This window comes from Sphingomonas kyungheensis (assembly GCF_037120395.1).
GTDB classification, from domain to species: domain Bacteria; phylum Pseudomonadota; class Alphaproteobacteria; order Sphingomonadales; family Sphingomonadaceae; genus Sphingomonas; species Sphingomonas kyungheensis.
On record NZ_JBBBDM010000004.1, the window covers coordinates 102,568 to 121,981 of the forward strand.

Here is a 19,414-nt window from a genome sequence, read left to right on the forward strand (position 1 = left end):
GGGATGGAGATGAAACACGCTGTGAAGATCGCCGGCGCCGCGGGGCTGACCGCCCTTGCGTTCGCCGCACTGCCCGCCTGGGCGCAGGATGCCGCGCTGCAGGCCCCCGCCGCCGCCAAGACCGCGGCGACCGTCAACAAGGGCGATACCGCCTGGATGATGACCTCGACGGTCCTCGTCATGATGATGATCCTGCCCGGCCTCGCGCTGTTCTACGGCGGCCTCACCCGCGCCAAGAACATGCTGTCGACGATGACGCAGATCGGCGCGGTCGCCTGCCTCGCGATGCTGTTGTGGGTGATGTACGGCTACACCCTCGCCTTCGGTCCGGATCTGGCGGGCGGCGGCTTTCTCACCAACTTCATCGGCAGCTTCGACAAGGCGTTCCTGAGCGGCGTCACCTCGGCGTCGCAGGCGGCGACGTTCACCGCCGGGGTCGAGATCCCCGAATATGTCTTCATCTGCTTCCAGATGACCTTCGCCGCGATCACCGTCGCGCTGGTGCTGGGATCGGTGGTCGAGCGGATGAAGTTTTCCGCGGTGATGGTGTTCGGCGCGGTGTGGCTGACGATCGTCTATTTTCCGATCGCACACATGGTCTGGGCGTCGTCGGGCGTGTTCTTCAAGCTGGGCGCGCTCGATTTCGCCGGCGGAACGGTGGTGCACATCAACGCCGGCGTCTCGGCGCTGGTCGCGTCGATCATGCTCGGCAAGCGGATGGGCTATCCGACCACGCCGATGCCGCCGCATTCGCTGACCCTGACCGGCGTCGGCACCGGCCTGCTGTGGGTCGGCTGGTTCGGCTTCAACGCCGGCTCGGCGCTGGAAGCCAATGGCTCGGCGGCGCTGGCGATGCTCAACACCTTCGTCGCCACCGCATCGGGCGGCCTGTTCTGGATGCTGGTCGAGCGCGCCCGCGGCCACAAGGGTTCGGCGCTGGGCTTTTGCTCGGGCATCATCGCCGGCCTCGTCGCGGTGACGCCGGCGGCGGGCAATTCGGGGCCGTTCGGCGCGATCGTGCTCGGCGCGGTCGCCTCGGTGGTCTGCTTCTTCGCGGTGTCGGTGCTCAAGCCGCGGCTCGGCTATGACGATGCGCTCGATGCCTTCGGCGTCCATGGCGTCGGCGGCATGATCGGCGCGATCGGCACCGGCATCGTCTATGCGCCGTCGCTCGGCGGACCCGGCGCGGCGGATTATGCGATGGGCGCCAAGCTGCTCGTCCAGATCGAGGCGGTGGTGACCACCGTGATCTGGGCGTCGATCGGCACGGTGATCGCGATCCTGATCGCCAAGGCGGTGACCGGGCTGCGCGTCGCTCCCGAAGTCGAGCAGGAAGGCCTCGACCTCGGCGAGCATGGCGAACGCGCCTATAATTGATCCTATCGGGCGCGGGGGCCGCAGACCTCCGCTCCCCACGACGTTCCTCCTGCGGACGACCCTGACCCGGTGCGGCGACGTACCGGGTCTTTTTTGTGGCGCTCGCGCGGAGGCGCGAAGGACGCGGAGGGGTTCGGGCTATGGCGAGGCTTGAGCCGGCCGGCGACGTGGGGAGAGATGTGCTTCGACAGGCTCAGCACGAACGGATGGGGCGGGGGAGATCGCTCGCCAGTGAGCCGCAAGCGGAAGGGGTTCGCCTCCCGCTCTCCCTTTCGTTAGTCCTGAGCTTGTCGGAGGGCGGGCATCCGCATCTCGCCCGCCCGCGAAAGAAACCCGCACGGCAGGCGCACCCCCCCCGCGCCTTTGCCCGACCCTAAGCGATCACCCCAGCCGGTCGCGCAGCGCCAGCATCGTCAGCGCCGCCTGCGCCGCGCCTGCGCCCTTGTCGAGCTGGGCGGGGTCGGCGCGGACGATCGCCTGCGCCTCGGTCTCGGTGGTGAGGATGCCGTTGCCGATCGCCAGTCCGTCGAGCGTCAGCGCCATGATGCCGCGCGCGCTTTCGTTGGAGACGATCTCGAAATGATAGGTCTCGCCGCGGATCACGACGCCGAGCGCGACGAAGGCGTCGAACCGGTCGGTGTCGGAGGCGAGCGCGATCGCGCCCGGCACTTCGAGCGCGCCGGGGACCGTCACCGTCTCGTGGCTATGCCCTGCCGCCTCGATCGCCGCACGCGCGCCGGCGAGCAGCATGTCGTTGAGATGATCGTAGAAGCGCGCTTCGACGATGAGGATATGCGCCATGTCAGTCGTCCGATTCGATGGCACGTTCGCCGACGATCGACAGGCCGTAGCCGTCGAGCCCGATGAGCGTGTGGTGGGTGTTGGTGAGCAGCACCATCTCTTCGACGCCGAGCTCGGTCAGGATCATCGCGCCGACGCCATAGTCGCGCAATTCCTCCATGTCCGCAGCCGGCAGCGTGCCGGCGCGCGCCTGGAGCGCGACGGTGAACTGGTCGGCGCGCGGGCGGTTGATGACGACGATCACGCCGGCGCCTTCCTCCGCAATGATCTCCATCGACCGGCGCAGCAGCCCGGCGCGGCCGCCGCCCTCGCCGAAGATGTCGGCAAAGGGGGAGAGCGCGTGCATCCGCACGAGGGTCGGCTTGGCGGGATCGACCTTGCCCTTGACCAGCGCGATCTGTTCGGTGCCCGTCGCCTTGTTCCAGAAGGTGAGCGCGGTCCATTCGCCGCCCCATTCGCTGGTGAACCGCGCCTCGGCGCGCTTCTCGACGAGATGGTCGTAGCGGCGGCGATAGGCGATCAGGTCGCGGATCGTGCCGATCTTGAGGTTGTGGAATTGCGCGAAGGTGACGAGGTCGTCCAACCGCGCCATCGTCCCGTCTTCGTTCATGATCTCGCAGATCACGCCCGAGGGGTTGAGGCCGGCGAGCCGCGACACGTCGACCGCCGCCTCGGTATGGCCGGTGCGCACCAGCACGCCGCCGTCGCGCGCGACCAGTGGGAAGACGTGGCCGGGGGTGACGATCTCGTCGCGGCTCTTCGACGAATCGATCGCCACGGCGATGGTGCGGGCGCGGTCGGCGGCGGAGATGCCGGTCGTCACGCCGTCGCGCGCCTCGATCGAGGTGGTGAAGGCGGTCTCGTAGCGCGTGCCGTTATTGCGGCTCATCAGCGTCAGGCCGAGTTCGTCGACGCGCTGCTTGGTCAGCGCGAGGCAGATCAGGCCGCGGCCGTGCTTGGCCATGAAGTTGATCTTCTCGGGCGTCGCCATCTGTGCCGGCACGACGAGGTCGCCCTCGTTCTCGCGATCCTCGTCGTCGACGAGGATGAACATGCGGCCGTTGCGCGCCTCGTCGATGATCTCCTCGGGCGACGACAGGAACGCGTGGCGAAGGCGTCCGAGTTCGGCTTTAGCGGCCACGATAATGCTCCATGCGTTGCAGATAGCGGGCGAGCACGTCGATCTCGATATTGACCGCCTGCCCCTCGGCAAGGCCGCCGAGCGTGGTGACCGCCTGCGTATGCGGAATGATATTGACCCAGAATCGCGTCGTCGCGCCGTCATCCTCGACGCCGTTGACGGTGAGCGAGACGCCGTCGATCGTGATCGAACCCTTGGTGGCGACGAAGGGGGCGAGCGCCGCGGGCAGAGCGAAGACGACGCGGTGCGAATCGCCCTCGGGCGTGATCGCGATCGTATCGGCGATGCCGTCGACATGGCCGGTGACGATATGCCCGCCGAGTTCGTCGCCGAGCTTCATCGCGCGTTCGAGGTTGAGGCGGCGGCCCTGCGTCCACTGGTCGCGGGCGGTGCGGGCGATCGTCTCGCCCGACACCTGGACCGCGAACCAGCCGGGGCCTGTGTCGATCACGGTCAGGCACACGCCCGAACAGGCGATCGACGCGCCGAGATCGATCCCGGCGGTGTCATAGGCGGTGGCGATGCGGATGCGCGTATCGCCGCGCGCCTCGACCGCTTCGATGGTGCCGATGTCGGAGACTATGCCGGTGAACATGGGGTGCGCTCGTAGACCTCGAGACGGTCGGTGCCAAGGTCGCGCGCATCGAGCAGCCGCCAGCGCCCGTGCGCCGCGGCGAGATCCCCGAGGCCGAAGTCGCCGATCGCCGCCTTGCCCGCGCCGATCAGGATCGGCGCGCGATAGAGCAGCAGCCGGTCGACGAGGTCGGCGCGCAGGAAGGCGGCGGCGGTCGCCGCACCGCCCTCGACGAAGACATGGTCGGCGGGGAGGGTGGCGATACCCGCGGGCGAGTCGATCCACAGCGGGTCGCGCGCCCCCTGTGGGTCATTCCCTCTCCCAATGAGAGAGGACGGGAGCGCCGCAGACGCGGAAGGGGGAGGGCGGGTCGACAGGACCACCCGCATCGGGCTGCGATCGGACAGCCCCGGCAGCCGCACGTCGAGGCGCGGCGCGTCCGCCTCCCACGTTCCGCGGCCGACGAGGATCGCATCGTGGCGGCTGCGTTCGAGGTGGACGTGCGCGCGCGCCGCCGCGCCGGTGATCCAGCGGCTGCTGCCGTCGGGCAGGGCGATTTGTCCGTCGAGGGAGGTGGCGAGCTTGAGCGTCACCGACGGGCGCGACCGTTCGCGGCGGGTGAGAAAGCCGGCCATGCTCCGCCGTGCCGCGTCGCCGGCGACATCGGTGACGACGGTGATGCCGGCGGCGCGCAGCCGGGCGATGCCGCTGCCGTCGGTCCGCGGATCGGGGTCGCGCAGGGCAATCACGACGCGCGCCACCCCGGCGGCGATCAGCAGGTCGGCACAGGCGGGACCGCGCGGCGAGACATGCGCGCAGGGTTCGAGCGTGACATAGGCGCAACCGCCGCGCGCCGCCGGCCCCGCCGCGGCGAGCGCCATCGCCTCGGCATGCGGTCGGCCGCCGGGCTGCGTCCAGCCGCGCCCGACGACGCGCCCGGCCGCGACGAGGACGCAGCCGACATTGGGGTTGGGCGCGGTGCGCCCGCGCGTCCGCTCGGCCAGCGCGAGCGCCGCCGCCATCCAGCGCCGGTCGTCCGATGTGGCGGTTACAGCCCCCACTTGGTCATCGCGTCGTCGACCGACTTGAACTGGCTGCGCAATTTTTCCTCGCGCGCCTTTTGCGCGGCGATTCTCTTGTCCTGATCGACCTTGTCGAGCGCCTGCTGCGCCTTGATCTGCGCGTCGGTGCGGTTGGCGGCGTAATTCTTGAAGTAGATGATGTTGGGCTGATAGGGCTCGGGCGGGATATCGTTGCGCATGAAGGCGTAGACGAAGAAGCCGGTGATCGCCATCGCCGCCACCAGGAACCCCAGGTCGCGCGGTTCGCGCTGCGACAGGAAGAAGCGCAGGTCGCGAAAGGCGTGGAGCGGCGAGAAGCGGCGAAAGAACTGCATGGCGGGAAGATAGGAAACGCGTCGCCGCGAAGCCAGCCCTTCCCGCCGTCGTGCCTCAGTCGGCATCCTCCATGCGGAAGGTCAGCGTCAGCGATCGCCACGCCTCGACCGGCACGCCGCCGCGCGTCGCCGGGGTGAAGCGCCACGCCCGCGTCGCCCGCTCCATCGTCGCCTGCCAGAAGGCGTCGCTGGTCGCGTTGACTCGCTCGATCTGCTTGACCCGGCCGTCGGTGCCGACCAGCACGCGCACCGTCACCCGGCCGTCGTGATTGGCGCGGCGTTCGGCGGCGGGATAGACCGGCTGGAACTGCGCGGCATAGCGCGGATCGATCTGCGGACCGACCAGCGGCGGCAGCGGCGGCGCGGGATCGGCGGCGGGCGTGGCGGGGCCGGGGTCGGTGCCGATGAGCGGGCCGGCGACCGGCGGCGATTCGGTGGTGCTGGTGGTGAAGGTGGCTTCGGTTGGCACGGTGATCGGCGGGATCGGCGCAACGATCCGTTCCACCGGCGCCCGGGCGGCCGGCGCGGGCGGCTGCGGCAGCGGTGGTTCGGGCGGCGGCGGATCGATCGGGATATTGTCGGTGATCAGGACATGTTCAGGCCCATTGGGCAGGATCTTGGGTCCGGCGAACATCAGCGCGGCGACGAGCGCCACGTTGATCGCGACGGCGGCGGTAAGGCCGCCGGGATTGAAGCGGGTCGGGCGGGCGTAGCGATCAGCGTACATGATCCGTCTCCTCTGGTGCGACTCGAACATTCTCCTGCAGGTATGATGATGGTACGTTGTATCGTCACTACGTCAAGCGGCTGGGACGGAATCGCCGGGACGCTCGATCATCGACGGGATCAGCGTCCGGCGGTCAGCCGCGCCAGCGCCGCCTCGCGGCCGATCAGCGGCAGCAGCGCCGCCATGTCGGGGCCATGATCGCGCCCGGTCAGCGCCTGGCGCAGCGGCAGGAACAAGGCCTTGCCCTTGCGCCCGCTGCTCGTCTTCAGCGCGTTGGTCAGCGCGTGCCAGGCGTCGCCCGACCAGTCGATCGTCGCGGCGACCGCGGCCGCCTCGGCGAGATAGGCTTGCGTCGCCTCGTCCTGCGCGGGCGCGTCGATCGGCCCCTCGATCACCTGCCACCAGTCCGCGGCTTCGGCGACGCGGGTCAGATTGGGCCGCACCGCCTGCCATTCCGCCTCGCCCACGCCCGTCGGCAGTCGATCGGCGACCGCCGCATAGGGCAGGTGATGGACGATCCGCGCGTTGAGCTGCGCCAGCTCGCCCTCGTCGAACCGCGCCGGCGCGCGGCCGAAGCGGGCGAAGTCGAAGGCGGCGATCAGCGGCGCCGGGTCGGCGACGGGCTCGACCGGATCGCTGGTGCCGATCCGCGCGAGCAGGGCGACCACCGCCTGCGGCTCGATCCCTTCGGCGCGGAAATGATCGACGCCGAGCGAGCCGAGGCGCTTCGACAATTTGCCTTCCGCGCCGGTGAGCAGCGCGGCATGCGCGAAGCGCGGCGGCGCCGCGTCCATCGCCGCGAACATCTGCAATTGCAGCGCGGTGTTGGAGACGTGATCCTCGCCGCGGACGACATGGCTGATGCCGAGGTCGGCATCGTCGATCGCCGAGGGCAGCATATAGAGCCACGAGCCGTCGGCGCGGCGGACGACGGGATCGCTCATCGTGCGCGGATCGAAGCTCTGCGGCCCGCGGATCAGATCGTCCCAGGCGATCGGCGCGTCATGATCGAGCTTGAAGCGCCAGTGCGGCCGCACGCCCTCCGCCTCCAGCGCGGCGCGCGCGGCGTCGCCCATCGTCAGCGCGGCGCGGTCGTAGACCGGCGGCAGGCCGCGGCCGAGCAGGATCTTGCGCTTGAGGTCGAGCTCCTGCGCCGTCTCGTAGGCGGGGTAGATCCGCCCCGCGGCGACGAGCGCGTCGAACCGTTGCTGGTAGAGCGCGAATCGCTCGGACTGACGTACCTCGGCATCGGGCGTCAGCCCGAGCCAGGCGAGATCGGCGCGGATCGCCGCGACGTACCGTTCCTCCGAACGCTCCGCGTCGGTATCGTCGATGCGCAGCACGAACCGCCCCGACTGCTGCCGCGCGAACAGCCAATTGTGCAGCGCCGCCCGGATGTTGCCGACGTGCAGCAGGCCGGTGGGCGAGGGGGCGAAACGGGTGGTGACGGTCATCGCGGCAGGCCTAGTCAGTCGCCCGCGGTGCGACAAGCGTCCCCCGCCGTGCGTCTTCCCGGCTTTCGGTTTTGTGACGGCGGCTCTAAGGCGCGTCACGCAACGGCCGCGGGAGCAGAGCAATGAAATTGATGACCGGCAATTCGAACCTGCCGCTTGCCCGCGCGGTCGCGGCCTATCTCGAGATCCCGTTGACCGATGCGCTGGTCCGCCGCTTCGCCGACGAGGAGATCTTCGTCGAGATCCAGGAGAACGTGCGCGGCGAGGACGTCTTCGTGCTCCAGTCGACCGGCTTTCCGGCCAACGACAACCTGATGGAATTGCTCATTATGATCGACGCGCTCAAGCGCGCGTCGGCGCGGCGGATCACCGCGGTGATCCCCTATATGGGCTATGCGCGGCAGGACCGGAAACCGGGTCCGCGCACGCCGATCTCGGCCAAGCTGGTCGCCAATCTGATTACCGTCGCCGGCGCCGACCGCGTGCTGTCGGTCGACCTGCATGCCGGTCAGATCCAGGGCTTTTTCGATATCCCGACCGACAATCTCTATGCCGCGCCGGTGATGAGCGCCGATATCAACGCGCGCTTCAAGGGCAAGAACCTGATGGTCGTCTCGCCCGACGTCGGCGGCGTGGTGCGCGCCCGGCAACTCGCCAAGCGACTCGACAATGCACCGCTGGCGATCGTCGACAAGCGTCGCGAGCGCGCCGGCGAATCGGAGGTGATGAACATCATCGGCGATGTCGAGGGCCGCTTCTGCATCCTGATCGACGACATCGTCGATTCGGCGGGGACGCTGTGCAACGCCGCGGCGGCGCTGCGCGAGGCGGGGGCGAAGGATGTCGTCGCCTATGTCACGCACGGCGTGCTGTCGGGCGGCGCGGTCGCACGGGTCGAGGGATCGGCGTTGCGCGAGCTGGTGATCACCGACTCGATCGGCAATCACGAATCGATCGGCAAGGCCGACCGGATTCGCCATCTGCCGATCGCGCCGCTGCTCGGCGAGGCGATCAAGCGGATCGCCGACGAAACCAGCGTGTCATCTTTGTTCGATTGAGGTTGAGCCATGGACATGCGTGCGATCGACGATCCCGACGGGATCCCCGATGAGCAGGAGACGGCGGCGATTCTGGAAGAGATCCGGCGCGCGTTGCTGGGCGATGCGGAGCCGGGCGTTCCGGTCGCCGAGGCGGACGATCCCGACCGCGCCGATTGAGCCGGAGGGCGCGCGCCTAACGCTGCGACAGCGCGACGATATGATCGAAGACGGCGGGATGCAGCGGCTTGGCGAAGGCGCAGCCGTATTTGAACTTGTCGCGCCACGCGACCACCGCCTCGAGCCCGGCGAGTCCCGGCAGCGTCAGCCACACGACGGTACCCGGCCAGAGCGTGAAGCTGGTTTCGGCGCGGAAGCCGGACAGCGACAGGTCGGTCACCTCGATCTCGAACCGGGTCTGGCCGCGGTCGCGCAGGTGCGCGCGCATCTTGACCGACTTGCGCAGCGCCTGCCGCGCTTCCTCGGTCGGTTCGACCGCATCATAGGGCGGCGTGAAAGACGGCTGTTCCATGCCGACGACCCTCGCAGGGATTGGTTACTTTTCTGCCAACGCTGCGACGGGCCGGGCACGCCCCCCCCCCGCACACCACCCCATCGCCATGAAGATATTGCGATGCGTTTGCAATAACCGTCCCGCTCCGATGTCGATCCGGGGTGGATTCATCGCGCCGGCTGTGCAAAAGGCCGCAGCAATCTCCTCTTCATAGCATAACGCGAGGCAGGCCATGAACATCCACGAATATCAAGCCAAGGAACTGCTCGCCAAGTTCGGCGTCCCCGTTCCCGCCGGTTTCGCCGCGCTCAGCGTCGACGAAGCCGTTGAAGCGGCGGGCAAGCTTCCCGGGCCGCTCTATGTCGTCAAGGCGCAGATCCACGCTGGTGGCCGTGGCAAGGGCAAGTTCAAGGAACTCGGTCCCGACGCCAAGGGCGGCGTCCGCCTCGCCAAGACCGCCGACGAAGTCCGCGCCGCGGCGAGCGAGATGCTCGGCAACACGCTGGTGACGGTGCAGACCGGTGAGGCCGGTAAGCAGGTCAACCGCCTGTACGTGACCGACGGCGTCGACATCGCCAAGGAATTCTACCTCGCGCTGCTCGTCAATCGCGCCACCGGCCGCGTCTCGATGGTCGCCTCGACCGAGGGCGGCATGGACATCGAGACCGTCGCGCACGACACGCCCGAGAAGATCCATTCGATCGACATCGACGCCGCGACCGGCTTCATGCCGCATCACGGCCGCGCCGTCGCCGCCGCGCTCGAACTGACCGGCGACCTCGCCAAGCAGGCGGCGAACGTCGCGGCGAAGCTGTACGACGCCTTCCTCGGCACCGATGCCGAGCAGATCGAGATCAACCCGCTCGCCGTCACCGAGGACGGCAAGCTGATGGTGCTCGACGCCAAGGTCGGCTTCGACGGCAATGCGATGTTCCGTCACAAGGACCTGATGGAGCTGCGCGACACCACCGAGGAAGACGCGATGGAGCTCGAGGCGTCGAAGTACGACCTCGCCTACATCAAGCTTGACGGCGACATCGGCTGCATGGTCAACGGCGCCGGCCTCGCCATGGCGACGATGGACATCATCAAGCTCAACGGCATGTTCCCGGCCAACTTCCTCGACGTCGGCGGCGGCGCCAACAAGGAGAAGGTGACCGCGGCGTTCAAGATCATCCTCGCCGATCCGGCGGTGAAGGGCATCCTGGTCAACATCTTCGGCGGCATCATGAAGTGCGACATCATCGCCGAGGGCATCGTCGCCGCTGCCAAGGAAGTGAACCTGCAGGTGCCGCTCGTCGTCCGCCTCGAAGGCACCAACGTGCAGGCCGGCAAGGACATCCTCGCCAATTCGGGCCTGGCGATCGTGCCGGCGAACGACCTTGGCGACGCCGCCAAGAAGATCGTCGCCGAGGTGCAGAAGGCGGCGTAAGCCGGCTCCTGCCCCCATGCCGGGGGTGACTCGCTGATTCTTTTCGGGCCCGGGCATCATGTCCGGGCCCGATTCGTTTCCCCTCGTGCAAATGCCGTTACGGCAAGCGGCGTTTCCCGTACCGGACTTGCGAAAGGCGCGCGAAACAGCCATCTCACCCGCCGATACGATGCCGCAACGCCGCGTCGACGGCGCAATCGGAAGGAAGCTGATGAAGGTGCTGGTGCCGGTCAAGCGTGTGCTTGACTATAACGTGAAGCCCCGCGTGAAGGCGGACGGGACGGGCGTCGATCTGGCGAACGTCAAGATGAGCATGAACCCGTTCGACGAGATCGCGGTCGAGGAAGCCATCCGCCTGAAGGACAAGGGCGTGACCGAGATCGTCGTCGTCTCGATCGGCGAACCCAAGGCGCAGGAGACGATCCGCACCGCGCTCGCGATGGGCGCGGATCGCGGCATCCTCGTCACCAGCGACACGAAGGTCGAGCCGCTCGGCGTCGCCAAGATCCTCGCCAAGATCGTCGAGGAGGAACAGCCCAGCCTCGTCATCCTCGGCAAGCAGGCGATCGACGACGACAACAACCAGACCGGCCAGATGCTCGCCGGCCTGCTCGGCTGGGGCCAGGGCACGTTCGCGTCGAAGGTCGAGCTGACCGCCGACGGCGTCACCGTGACGCGCGAGGTCGACGGCGGCCTCGAGACCGACGCCTTCCCGCTGCCCGCGATCGTCACCACCGACCTGCGCCTCAACGAGCCGCGCTATGCCTCGCTGCCCAACATCATGAAGGCCAAGTCCAAGCCGCTCGCGCAAAAGACCGCCGCCGATTACGGCGTCGACGTCACGCCGCGGCTGACCACGCTCAAGGTCGTCGAGCCGGGCAAGCGCCAGGCGGGCGTCAAGGTCGCCGATGTCGACGAACTCGTCATGAAGCTGCACGCGATGGGGATTGCCAAGTGAAGACGCTCGTCTGGGTCGAACATGACGGCAAGGCCGTCAAGGACGCCACGCTCGCCGCGGTCACCGCCGCGTCGAAACTGGGTGAGGTGCATCTGCTCGTCGCCGGCCAGGGCCTTGACGGCGTCGCGCAGGCGGCGGCGAAGATCGCCGGCGTCGGCAAGGTCCACGTCGCCGACGATGCCGCTTATGCGCATGCGCTTGCCGAGAATGTCGCGCCGCTCGTCGTCGCGCTGATGGCCGATCACGACGCCTTCGTCGCGCCCTCGACCACCACCGGCAAGAACGTCGCGCCGCGCGTCGCCGCGCTGCTCGACGTGATGCAGATCAGCGACATCCTCTCGGTCGAGAGCGAGGATACCTTCACCCGCCCGATCTACGCCGGCAATGCGATCGCGACGGTGCGGACGTCGGACGCGAAGAAGGTGATCACCGTCCGCGGCACCGCCTTCGACAAGGCCGCGACCGAGGGCGGCTCGGGCACGATCGAGGCGGTGGCGTCGCAGGGCGACACCGGCAAGTCGCGCTTCGTCGACGCCGAGATCGCCGCCAACGCCCGGCCCGAACTGACCAGCGCCAAGATCATCGTCTCGGGCGGCCGCGCGCTGCAGAGCGGCGAGAACTTCCACGCGCTGATCGAGCCGCTTGCCGACAAGCTCGGTGCGGGCGTCGGCGCGAGCCGCGCGGCGGTGGATGCGGGCTATGTGCCGAACGACTATCAGGTCGGCCAGACCGGCAAGATCGTCGCGCCGGAAGTTTATATCGCGGTCGGCATCTCGGGCGCGATCCAGCACCTCGCCGGGATGAAGGATTCGAAGGTCATCGTCGCGATCAACAAGGACGAGGACGCACCGATCTTCCAGGTCGCGGACGTCGGCCTGGTCGGCGATCTGTTCAAGGTGGTGCCGGAGCTGACCGAAAAGCTGTAATGCACGGGGCGGGCGGCGGCGCCGGATGGTGCTGCCGCCCGTCTGCCTGCGGGATGGTTCGAGCTGGGCTATGCCGCTCGGGAGGCATAGAGGCGGCATGACCGGGCGTTGAGGCCGGTCGATGCGCCAGTCCCGCTATAACCCGCCATAGTGCTCCCGCGAAGGCGGGAGCCCAGTGTTCTGTTTCCCACAACTGTTGCTCTGCTTGGCTACTGGATTCCCGCGTTCGCGGGAATACTGTGAGACTGGGCCTCAACCTCGACCAAAAAAAGCGGCCCGACACAGCAATGCCGGACCGCAGTCTACGCCTAGGGAGCTGACCTGGCGTGTCTCGAAAAGCAGGCGCTAGAGCGCGTTACCCGCGGCCGGAGCGAGCGCGTTGCCGTCGACGGCAGGGTCGCCCGCGAGCGAATTGCCCGCCGCGCCATCGTCGCCATTGTCGAAGGCGGCATCCCCCTCCTCGTTGAGCGTCAGCGTGTCGGCTGCCGTGTCGTTGTTCGCGGCGTCGGTCTTCGGCGTGCACGCCGCGAGGCTGAGCGCGGCGAGCGCCAGCGCGGGGGCGAGGGTGGTGATCTTCATGCAGTCCTCCGTGGTGAAACCCATGCGTCGTCGCCGCGCAGACCGGCGCCGATCAGCGAAAAGAAGGCGCGGCTCGCGGGCGCATCCGCCGCATCCCATTCGGGATGCCATTGCACGCAGAGCACGTCGGCGCCGCACGGGCGGGCGGAGATCGCCTCGATCAGCCCGTCGTCGGCCGCCACCGCCTCGACGGTCAGTCCGGTGCCGAGCCGGTCGATGCCCTGCTGGTGCACCGAATTGACGCGCACGCGCCGCTGCCCGATGGCATCGGCGAGGCGACCGCAGGCGCGCAGGTCGACGTCATGGCCGTGGCGGAACATCGCGTCATAGTCGCCGTCCCAGCCGCCGCGATGATGGCGATCGGGATTCGCCGCGGCGCAGAGCGAGCCGCCGAACAGGACGTTGATCTCCTGCAACCCGCGGCAGATGCCGAACACCGGCTTGCCCGCCTCGATCATCGCGCCGGCGAGGGCGAGCGCGACCTCGTCACGCCCGGCGTCCAGCGTCGCATCGGCGGCGAGCGGCGGCGCACCGTAGCGCGACGGCGCGACATGCGAGCGCGATCCGGTGAGCAACAGTCCGTCGAGCAGCCGGTCCAGCGTCGCCACGTCGACCGCCTCGGGCAGGGCGGGGACGAGCAGCACGGTCGCGTCGGAGACATGCGTCAGCGGCGCGATGAAGCGGCTCGCCACCGCCTGCACCGGCCGGTCTGCGACCTCGTTGCAGCAGAGCACGCCGATCACCGGGCGCGGGGCGGCGGCGCGCGCCATCATGCTTCCGCCGCGACGAGCGTGTCGCGCAGCGCATGGCCCGCGGCGGGCGCGAGCAGCGTCGCCTCGGGCTGGACGACGACGCCGCCCGGCGGCACGTCGCGGAGCAGCCAGACGTTGCCGCCGATCGTCGCGCCGCGGCCGATCGTGACGCGGCCGAGGATCGTCGCGCCGGCATAGATGACGACATCGTCGCCGATGACCGGATGCCGCGCATAGCGATCGCGCGGGCCATGCCGGGCCGCGCCGAGCGGACTGCGGGCGCCGAGCGTGACGTGCTGATAGAGGCGGACGCCGTCGCCGACCACCGCGGTCTCGCCGATGACGACGCCGGTGCCGTGATCGATGAAGAATCGCTCGCCGATCGTCGCGCCGGGATGGATGTCGATCCCGGTGCGTTCGTTGGCGAGTTCGGAGATCAGCCGGGCGACGATCGGCGCGCCGAGCGTGTAGAGCGGGTGCGCGATCCGGTGATGCAGGCTGGCGATCGCGCCGGGATAGCAAACGAGGATCTCGTCGGTGCTCTGCGCCGCCGGATCGCCGAGGAAGGCGGCGTCGACATCGCTGTCGATCAGCCGGCGGATCTCGCCGAGCGACGCGGCGAACAGGCGGACGATGGTCGCGGCCTGATCGGGCGCGAAGGCAGTCTGCGCCTCCGCCTGCCAATAGCCGAGCTCGTGGCCGATCTCCCGCTCCAGCTCGGTGAAGGCGGCGGCGAGCTTGGCGGCGACGAGGCGATCCTCCTCCGCCGGGGCGACCCTCTGCTCGCCGAGCCGGCGCGGATAGAGCGCCCCGGCGAGCAGCAGGACGATCCGCTCGATCGCACCGCGCGACGGGAAGCTGGCGGCGGCGCGCGCCGGGCTCTGCCGCTGCCGCCATGCCGCGCGGGCGCTGCGCAGCGCGTCGACCGCATCGCCGATCGCTGCGCCGGTGGGCGCGGGCAGGGGCGCCGGCTGCGTCACCGCGCGTGCCTGTCTGATCGTTGCGCGGCCTGCTGCGTCATCATCCGACCTCCGAGACGATAGATATCCTATCGGATCAGTAGGAGAATGAAGAAAAGCTTGTCCGCCGGCAAGCGCGGCTCGCGGTCAGGGGGCGACCGGTGCGACCGGCGGTGTCTCGGGATCGGCGAGCGGCGCGATCTGCGCGAGGCGGAGCGCGAGCAGTAACGCCACCACGCCGAGCGCGAGGCAGAAGCCGGCGACGCCGGGCCAGCCGCCCCGCGTCCAGGCGATGCCGCCGGCCGAGCCGAGCACGCTCGAGCCGAGATAGTAGAAGAACAGGTAGAAGGCCGCGCCCTGGCCGCGGTTGCTGCGCGCGCGGCGGCCGACCCAGGCGCTGGCGATCGAATGCGCGCCGAAAAAACCGATCGTGACCAACGCGATGCCCAGGATCACCAGCAGCAGCGGATGCGCCGCGGTGACGCCGACGCCGGCGAGCAGCAGCACGATCGGCAGCCAGAAGATCCGCCGCCGCCCGACCGATCCGGCGACCGCGCCGAACAATGCCGAGCTTGCCGAGCCGAGGATGTAGAGCAGGAAGACCGCGCCGACCGCGGCCTGGCTGAGGCCGTAGGGCGGCGCGAGCAGGCGGAAGCCGGCATAATTGTAGATGGTGACGAAGATGCCCATCAGCACGAAGGCCTCGGCGTAGAGCAGCGGCAGCGCACGGTCGGCGAACAGCGTCGCGACGCCGGCGAGCGGGCTCGCGCCCGAGCCGGCGACGAAGCGGCGCGACGGCGGCGCGAGCCGGCGGAACGCCTCCGCCATCATCAGCCCGGTCAGCCCGACGCTGCCGAGCGCCCAGCGCCAGTCGGCGACATCGGCGACGAGGCTGGCGACGAGCCGGCCGCCCATGCCGCCGATCGCGCTGCCGGCGATATAGAGGCCCATCGCCGCGCCGACCGAGGCAGCGTCGACCTCTTCGGCGACATAGGCCATCGCCACCGCGGGCACGCCGGCGAGCGCGATCCCGGTCAGCAGCCGCAGCGCGAGCAACCCGCTCCAGCCGGGGACCAGCGCCGCAGCGAGCGTCAGCGCGCCGGCGGCGAACATCGCGGCGACCATCAGCGGCCGCCGCCCGATCCGGTCGGACAGAATGCCGGCGAACAGGATGCCGATCGCGAGCGGCCCGGTGGCGAGCGAGACGGCGAGCGACGCCGCTTCGGCGGTGAGATGGTAATCGGCGGCGAACAGCGGCAGCAGCGGCTGCACCGAATAGAGCAGCGAAAAGGTCGAAAAGCCCGCGAACAGCATCGCCAGCGTCAGCCGGCGATAGGCGGGCGTCCCCTTGGCGAGCGGTGCCTCACTGCCGGGCATGACGCCGCCCGGCGATCGGCATGCCGCGTTCGACCGCCAGCGATACCGCCCAGATCGCCAGGCCGGCGAGCGCGAGACCGCTGCCGACCACTCCCGTCGCGGTCCAGCCATAGCCCGCCGCGATGGCGAGGCCGCCGAGCAACGGGCCGATCGCATTGGCGGTGTTGAACGCCGAATGGTTGAGCGCGGCGGCGAGCGACTGGGCGTCGCCGGCGACGTCCATCAGCCGCGTCTGCAACACCGTGCCGAGCGCGCCGCCGAGGCCGATCGCGAAGACGTCGAGCGTCATCGTCCAGACGTTGGTCGCGGCGAGCGGATACAGCAGCAGCGCCGCCGCCGACCAGAGCAGCAGCGCCCCCGCGGTCGGCATCAGTGCGCGATCGGCGTAGCGCGGCACGACGAGATTGCCGAGCGTCATGCCGCTGCCGAACACCGCGAGGATCAGCGGCACGCGGCTTGGCGCGAGGCCGGTGACGTCGTTCAGCGTCGCGGCAAGATAGGTATAGACCGCGAACATGCCTCCGAAGCCGATCGCGCCGGTGCCGAGCGTCAGCCACACCTGCGGCCGGCGCAGCGCGTCGAGCTCGCGCAGCGGGCTGGCGCTGCGGTCGGGCGGATCGATCGGCGCGAGCAGCGCAACCAGCGCCGCGGTGAGCAGCGCGAGCCCCGCGACGAGGCCGAACATCCAGCGCCAGCTCGCGATCTGGCCGAGCAGCGTCGCGACCGGCACGCCGACGATCGTCGCGACGGTCAGCCCGAGCATGATCCGCCCGACCGCCTGCGTCCGCCGCCCCGGCGACACCAACGACGCGGCGACGAGCGCGGCGATGCCGAAATAGGCGCCGTGCGGCAGGCCGGCGCAGAAGCGGAAGACGAGCATCCAGCCATAGTTCGGTGCGATCGCCGACAGCGCATTGCCGATCGCGAACAGCGTCATCAGCCCGATCAGCAGCGTGTAGCGCGACATCTTGGCCGACAGCACCGCGATCGTCGGCGCACCGACCACCACGCCCAGCGCATAGGCGCTGATGATATGACCGACCGCCGGCGCATCGACGTTGAGCCCGCGTGCCAGATCGGGTTCGAGGCTCATCGCGGCGAATTCGGTCGTGCCGATTGCGAAGCCACCGACGGCGAGCGCGAGATGGACGAGCCCGGGACGGGTCGCGGCAATGTCTCTGAGGGTCATGAAGCTGCCTTAGCCGCGCTTGCTGCGTTGCAGCAAATGCAACGGACGGCGAGGCGCGGTGGTTCCGGGAGACGGTGCGGGCGGGGTGGTATCGAATCCGGTCACCGGCCGGCGTATCGAGACCTCCGACGGCTCAACCTCCGCTCGACCATCGCGTCACCCGAGTCGTCGGCCGTGACCTCTGCAAAACGCTGCCACTCCGGCGAAAGCCGGGGTCCAGGTGGGAAGGCCGTCGTCCTTCGCCGCAAACCGTCACCCGACTGGACCCCGGCCTCCGCCGGGGTGGTGCGAGAGAGCGATTCGGAGGGATTTCGACGAATCCCGTGCGGTGATCCGGGCCGATCGTGCCGCGGAATCTACGGCTTTCGCTCCTGCGGAGCGCCAGATGCTGGAGGTAATCCGGCATGACCGCGGACCAGCCGTGAGAGAGACGCTTGTCGCCGGAATGGCCGGAAGCATGGCACCTGCAATGCTCCCGCGCAGGCGTGAGCCCTGTGGTCTTCGGATCACCGGCGGCGGTTCTGCTTGGCCACTGGATTTTCGCCTGCGCGGGAATATTCATGCAAGGCGTCACGCATAACGCCCGAACGGGATGGCGAAACTGCCTCGCCCCTCACGCCTTCGCCAGCGCCTCCGCGATCAGCCTGCGGCTGTTCTCCACCCCGTACAAGGCGATGAAGCTGCCCATCCGCGGCCCCTGTTCGGAGCCGAGCAGCGTTTCGTACAGCGCCTTGAACCAGTCGCGCAGCGTGTCGAAGCCGGCGGTCTTGCCGATCTCGTAGACGACGTTCTGGATGGCCTCCGCCGAGGCGCCGGCGGGCAGCGCGGCGAGGTCGGCGTCGAGCCGGCGCAGCGCGTCGATCTCCACCCCCGCCGGCGCGCGGCGGTGGAGCGTCGGGGCGACGAAATCGCGCGCATAGGCCAGCGCATAGCCGATCAGCCGGTCGAGTTCGGGATCGCGCTCGGGCGTCGCGTCGGGCACGTAATTGCGTAAGTAGCCCCAGACCTGCTCCTGGCTCGCCTCGCCCATCACGCCGACGAGGTTGAGCAGCAGGCCGAAGGTGACCGGCAGCGTCGCCTCCGGCACCTTGCCGTCATGGATATGGTGGACGGGATTGCCGAGCTTCTGCGGCAGCTCCTGCGTCGGGTAATTGCCGCGAAACTGCCAGTAATCGTCGACCGCGCGCGGGATCACGCCGAAGTGCAGCGCCTTCGCCTTCTTAGGCTCGCGATAGGCGAAGAAGGCGAGGCTCTCCTCGGGGCCATAGGTCAGCCATTGGTCGAGGCTGAGGCCATTGCCCTTCGACTTGGAGATCTTCTCGCCCTTCTCGTCGAGGAACATCTCGTAATTGAAGCCCTCGGGCGGGCGGCCGCCGAGCACGCGGGCGATCTTCGAGCTCTGCGTCACCGAATCGATCAGATCCTTGCCCGCCATCTCGTAATCGACGCCGAGCGCGACCCAGCGCATCGCCCAGTCGACCTTCCATTGCAGCTTGGAGCGGCCGCCGAGCGCGGACTGGACGATCCGCTCGCCGCTGTCGTCGGTGAAGGCGATCGTCCCGGCCTCGGCATCGACCACCTCGACCGGCACCTGCAGGACGATGCCGCTGGTCGGGCTGACCGGCAGCACCGGCGAATAGGTCTCGCGCCGCTCCGCCCGCAGCGTCGGCAGCATCACGTCGAGGATGCCCTGGTAATGCCGCAGCACGCCCTTGATCGCGTCGTCGAACCGGCCGCCTTCGTAATATTCGGTCGAGGAGGCGAAGTCGTAATCAAAGCCGAACCGGTCAAGGAACTGGCGGAGCATGGCGTTGTTGTGGGCGGCGAAGCTGTCGAATTTGCCGAACGGATCGGGAATGCGGGTCAGCGGCTTGCCGAGATGGGCGCGCAGCATGTCGCCGTTGGGGACGTTGTCGGGCACCTTGCGCAGCCCGTCCATATCGTCGCTGAACGCGATCAGCCGCGTCGGCTGGTCGCTGAGCGCATGGAAGGCGTTGCGCACCATCGTCGTGCGCAGCACTTCGTTGAATGTGCCGATATGCGGCAGGCCCGAGGGGCCATAGCCGGTCTCGAACAGCACCGGGCCGCCGCCGGGCTTGCCGTCCGGATAGCGTTTGAGCAGCTTGCGCGCCTCTTCGAACGGCCAGGCCTTGGAGTCGAGAGCGGCGGAGCGCAGATCAGTCGTCATGATGCGCGCGGGACTAAGCACCCCGCGCGCTCA

General features: G+C 69.1%; 20 protein-coding genes. 6 read left to right on the forward strand and 14 right to left on the reverse strand.

Translation table 11 applies throughout. The features are described from left to right. Positions 1 to 9: 9 nt before the first annotated feature. Positions 10 to 1,377 carry an ammonium transporter gene (locus V8201_RS11360; protein WP_037535334.1) on the forward strand — a complete coding sequence of 456 codons (1,368 nt, stop codon included), beginning with the start codon at positions 10 to 12 and terminating at the stop codon, positions 1,375 to 1,377. A 381-nt stretch (positions 1,378 to 1,758) separates the two neighbouring features. On the opposite strand, the gene ribH is transcribed toward V8201_RS11360, so the two are convergent. From ribH to gltX, 7 genes are all read right to left on the reverse strand, one after another. Beyond that, complete coding sequence (ribH, locus tag V8201_RS11365; protein ID WP_037535237.1) at positions 1,759 to 2,178, reverse strand: 6,7-dimethyl-8-ribityllumazine synthase; 420 nt, start codon at positions 2,176 to 2,178, stop codon at positions 1,759 to 1,761. Between the two features lies 1 nt (position 2,179). Further along, positions 2,180 to 3,319, reverse strand: a complete 1,140-nt coding sequence (gene ribB, locus V8201_RS11370; protein ID WP_336545354.1) for a 3,4-dihydroxy-2-butanone-4-phosphate synthase — start codon at positions 3,317 to 3,319, stop codon at positions 2,180 to 2,182. After that, entirely contained in the window at positions 3,309 to 3,914 is a 606-nt protein-coding gene (locus tag V8201_RS11375; protein WP_037535235.1) for a riboflavin synthase, read from the reverse strand. Before V8201_RS11375 ends, ribB begins: the two co-directional genes overlap by 11 nt. After that, positions 3,899 to 4,915: a bifunctional diaminohydroxyphosphoribosylaminopyrimidine deaminase/5-amino-6-(5-phosphoribosylamino)uracil reductase RibD gene (gene ribD / locus V8201_RS11380; protein ID WP_373276478.1), complete on the reverse strand. Its 1,017-nt coding sequence runs from the start codon at positions 4,913 to 4,915 to the stop codon at positions 3,899 to 3,901. The genes V8201_RS11375 and ribD overlap by 16 nt, the downstream gene beginning before the upstream one ends. Before the next feature lie 26 nt (positions 4,916 to 4,941). Then, a complete protein-coding gene (locus tag V8201_RS11385) occupies positions 4,942 to 5,289 on the reverse strand; it encodes a hypothetical protein (protein ID WP_037535233.1) in 348 nt (115 codons plus the stop codon). A 55-nt stretch (positions 5,290 to 5,344) separates the two neighbouring features. After that, positions 5,345 to 6,016 carry an energy transducer TonB gene (locus V8201_RS11390; RefSeq protein ID WP_037535232.1) on the reverse strand — a complete coding sequence of 224 codons (672 nt, stop codon included), beginning with the start codon at positions 6,014 to 6,016 and terminating at the stop codon, positions 5,345 to 5,347. Positions 6,017 to 6,135: 119 nt separating this feature from the next. Further along, positions 6,136 to 7,470 (reverse strand): glutamate--tRNA ligase, encoded by a 1,335-nt coding sequence (gltX, locus tag V8201_RS11395; protein WP_336545355.1) that lies wholly within the window; start codon positions 7,468 to 7,470, stop codon positions 6,136 to 6,138. Positions 7,471 to 7,592: 122 nt separating this feature from the next. Between gltX and V8201_RS11400 the strand changes: the two genes are divergently transcribed. Beyond that, positions 7,593 to 8,528 carry a ribose-phosphate pyrophosphokinase gene (locus tag V8201_RS11400; protein WP_336545356.1) on the forward strand — a complete coding sequence of 312 codons (936 nt, stop codon included), beginning with the start codon at positions 7,593 to 7,595 and terminating at the stop codon, positions 8,526 to 8,528. A gap of 15 nt (positions 8,529 to 8,543) precedes the next feature. Then, on the forward strand, positions 8,544 to 8,687 hold the full coding sequence (locus V8201_RS11405) for a hypothetical protein (protein ID WP_336545357.1): 144 nt from the start codon (positions 8,544 to 8,546) through the stop codon (positions 8,685 to 8,687). A 16-nt stretch (positions 8,688 to 8,703) separates the two neighbouring features. On the opposite strand, the gene V8201_RS11410 is transcribed toward V8201_RS11405, so the two are convergent. After that, positions 8,704 to 9,039, reverse strand: a complete 336-nt coding sequence (locus V8201_RS11410; protein WP_037535229.1) for a PilZ domain-containing protein — start codon at positions 9,037 to 9,039, stop codon at positions 8,704 to 8,706. Between the two features lie 214 nt (positions 9,040 to 9,253). On the opposite strand from V8201_RS11410, the gene sucC reads away from it, so the two are divergent. The 3 genes from sucC to V8201_RS11425 all read left to right on the forward strand — a co-directional run bounded on the left by sucC (position 9,254) and on the right by V8201_RS11425 (position 12,337). Further along, positions 9,254 to 10,453, forward strand: coding sequence for an ADP-forming succinate--CoA ligase subunit beta (gene sucC / locus V8201_RS11415; RefSeq protein WP_037535228.1), 1,200 nt, complete (start codon positions 9,254 to 9,256; stop codon positions 10,451 to 10,453). Positions 10,454 to 10,664: 211 nt separating this feature from the next. Beyond that, complete coding sequence (locus tag V8201_RS11420; protein WP_037535333.1) at positions 10,665 to 11,411, forward strand: electron transfer flavoprotein subunit beta/FixA family protein; 747 nt, start codon at positions 10,665 to 10,667, stop codon at positions 11,409 to 11,411. After that, positions 11,408 to 12,337: an electron transfer flavoprotein subunit alpha/FixB family protein gene (locus tag V8201_RS11425; RefSeq protein ID WP_336545358.1), complete on the forward strand. Its 930-nt coding sequence runs from the start codon at positions 11,408 to 11,410 to the stop codon at positions 12,335 to 12,337. The genes V8201_RS11420 and V8201_RS11425 overlap by 4 nt, the downstream gene beginning before the upstream one ends. 345 nt (positions 12,338 to 12,682) lie before the next feature. Here the strand turns inward: V8201_RS11425 and V8201_RS11430 are convergent, their stop codons facing one another. The 6 genes from V8201_RS11430 to V8201_RS11455 all read right to left on the reverse strand — a co-directional run bounded on the left by V8201_RS11430 (position 12,683) and on the right by V8201_RS11455 (position 19,381). Then, the gene (locus V8201_RS11430) at positions 12,683 to 12,916 is read right to left on the reverse strand and encodes a hypothetical protein (RefSeq protein ID WP_336545359.1); all 234 of its coding nucleotides are present in this window, start codon (positions 12,914 to 12,916) and stop codon (positions 12,683 to 12,685) included. Next, complete coding sequence (locus tag V8201_RS11435) at positions 12,913 to 13,689, reverse strand: gamma-glutamyl-gamma-aminobutyrate hydrolase family protein (RefSeq protein ID WP_373276477.1); 777 nt, start codon at positions 13,687 to 13,689, stop codon at positions 12,913 to 12,915. Before V8201_RS11435 ends, V8201_RS11430 begins: the two co-directional genes overlap by 4 nt. Beyond that, the gene (epsC, locus tag V8201_RS11440) at positions 13,686 to 14,648 is read right to left on the reverse strand and encodes a serine O-acetyltransferase EpsC (RefSeq protein WP_271299682.1); all 963 of its coding nucleotides are present in this window, start codon (positions 14,646 to 14,648) and stop codon (positions 13,686 to 13,688) included. Before epsC ends, V8201_RS11435 begins: the two co-directional genes overlap by 4 nt. Positions 14,649 to 14,774: 126 nt before the next feature. Then, positions 14,775 to 16,004, reverse strand: coding sequence for an MFS transporter (locus V8201_RS11445; protein WP_336545361.1), 1,230 nt, complete (start codon positions 16,002 to 16,004; stop codon positions 14,775 to 14,777). Next, the gene (locus tag V8201_RS11450; protein ID WP_336545362.1) at positions 15,991 to 17,193 is read right to left on the reverse strand and encodes an MFS transporter; all 1,203 of its coding nucleotides are present in this window, start codon (positions 17,191 to 17,193) and stop codon (positions 15,991 to 15,993) included. Before V8201_RS11450 ends, V8201_RS11445 begins: the two co-directional genes overlap by 14 nt. A 613-nt stretch (positions 17,194 to 17,806) precedes the next feature. Beyond that, entirely contained in the window at positions 17,807 to 19,381 is a 1,575-nt protein-coding gene (locus V8201_RS11455; RefSeq protein ID WP_336545363.1) for a lysine--tRNA ligase, read from the reverse strand. Positions 19,382 to 19,414: the final 33 nt, after the last annotated feature.

Coding starts and splice junctions, on each gene's coding strand:
- V8201_RS11360 (WP_037535334.1), top strand. CDS start 10: ATGAAACACGCTGTGAAGATCGCCGGCGCCGCGGGGCTGACCGCCCTT.
- ribH (WP_037535237.1), bottom strand. CDS start 2,178: ATGGCGCATATCCTCATCGTCGAAGCGCGCTTCTACGATCATCTCAAC.
- V8201_RS11375 (WP_037535235.1), bottom strand. CDS start 3,914: ATGTTCACCGGCATAGTCTCCGACATCGGCACCATCGAAGCGGTCGAG.
- ribD (WP_373276478.1), bottom strand. CDS start 4,915: ATGGCGGCGGCGCTCGCGCTGGCCGAGCGGACGCGCGGGCGCACCGCG.
- V8201_RS11385 (WP_037535233.1), bottom strand. CDS start 5,289: ATGCAGTTCTTTCGCCGCTTCTCGCCGCTCCACGCCTTTCGCGACCTG.
- V8201_RS11390 (WP_037535232.1), bottom strand. CDS start 6,016: ATGTACGCTGATCGCTACGCCCGCCCGACCCGCTTCAATCCCGGCGGC.
- gltX (WP_336545355.1), bottom strand. CDS start 7,470: ATGACCGTCACCACCCGTTTCGCCCCCTCGCCCACCGGCCTGCTGCAC.
- V8201_RS11400 (WP_336545356.1), top strand. CDS start 7,593: ATGAAATTGATGACCGGCAATTCGAACCTGCCGCTTGCCCGCGCGGTC.
- V8201_RS11405 (WP_336545357.1), top strand. CDS start 8,544: ATGCGTGCGATCGACGATCCCGACGGGATCCCCGATGAGCAGGAGACG.
- V8201_RS11410 (WP_037535229.1), bottom strand. CDS start 9,039: ATGGAACAGCCGTCTTTCACGCCGCCCTATGATGCGGTCGAACCGACC.
- sucC (WP_037535228.1), top strand. CDS start 9,254: ATGAACATCCACGAATATCAAGCCAAGGAACTGCTCGCCAAGTTCGGC.
- V8201_RS11420 (WP_037535333.1), top strand. CDS start 10,665: ATGAAGGTGCTGGTGCCGGTCAAGCGTGTGCTTGACTATAACGTGAAG.
- V8201_RS11430 (WP_336545359.1), bottom strand. CDS start 12,916: ATGAAGATCACCACCCTCGCCCCCGCGCTGGCGCTCGCCGCGCTCAGC.
- V8201_RS11435 (WP_373276477.1), bottom strand. CDS start 13,689: ATGATGGCGCGCGCCGCCGCCCCGCGCCCGGTGATCGGCGTGCTCTGC.
- V8201_RS11445 (WP_336545361.1), bottom strand. CDS start 16,004: ATGCCCGGCAGTGAGGCACCGCTCGCCAAGGGGACGCCCGCCTATCGC.
- V8201_RS11450 (WP_336545362.1), bottom strand. CDS start 17,193: ATGACCCTCAGAGACATTGCCGCGACCCGTCCCGGGCTCGTCCATCTC.
- V8201_RS11455 (WP_336545363.1), bottom strand. CDS start 19,381: ATGACGACTGATCTGCGCTCCGCCGCTCTCGACTCCAAGGCCTGGCCG.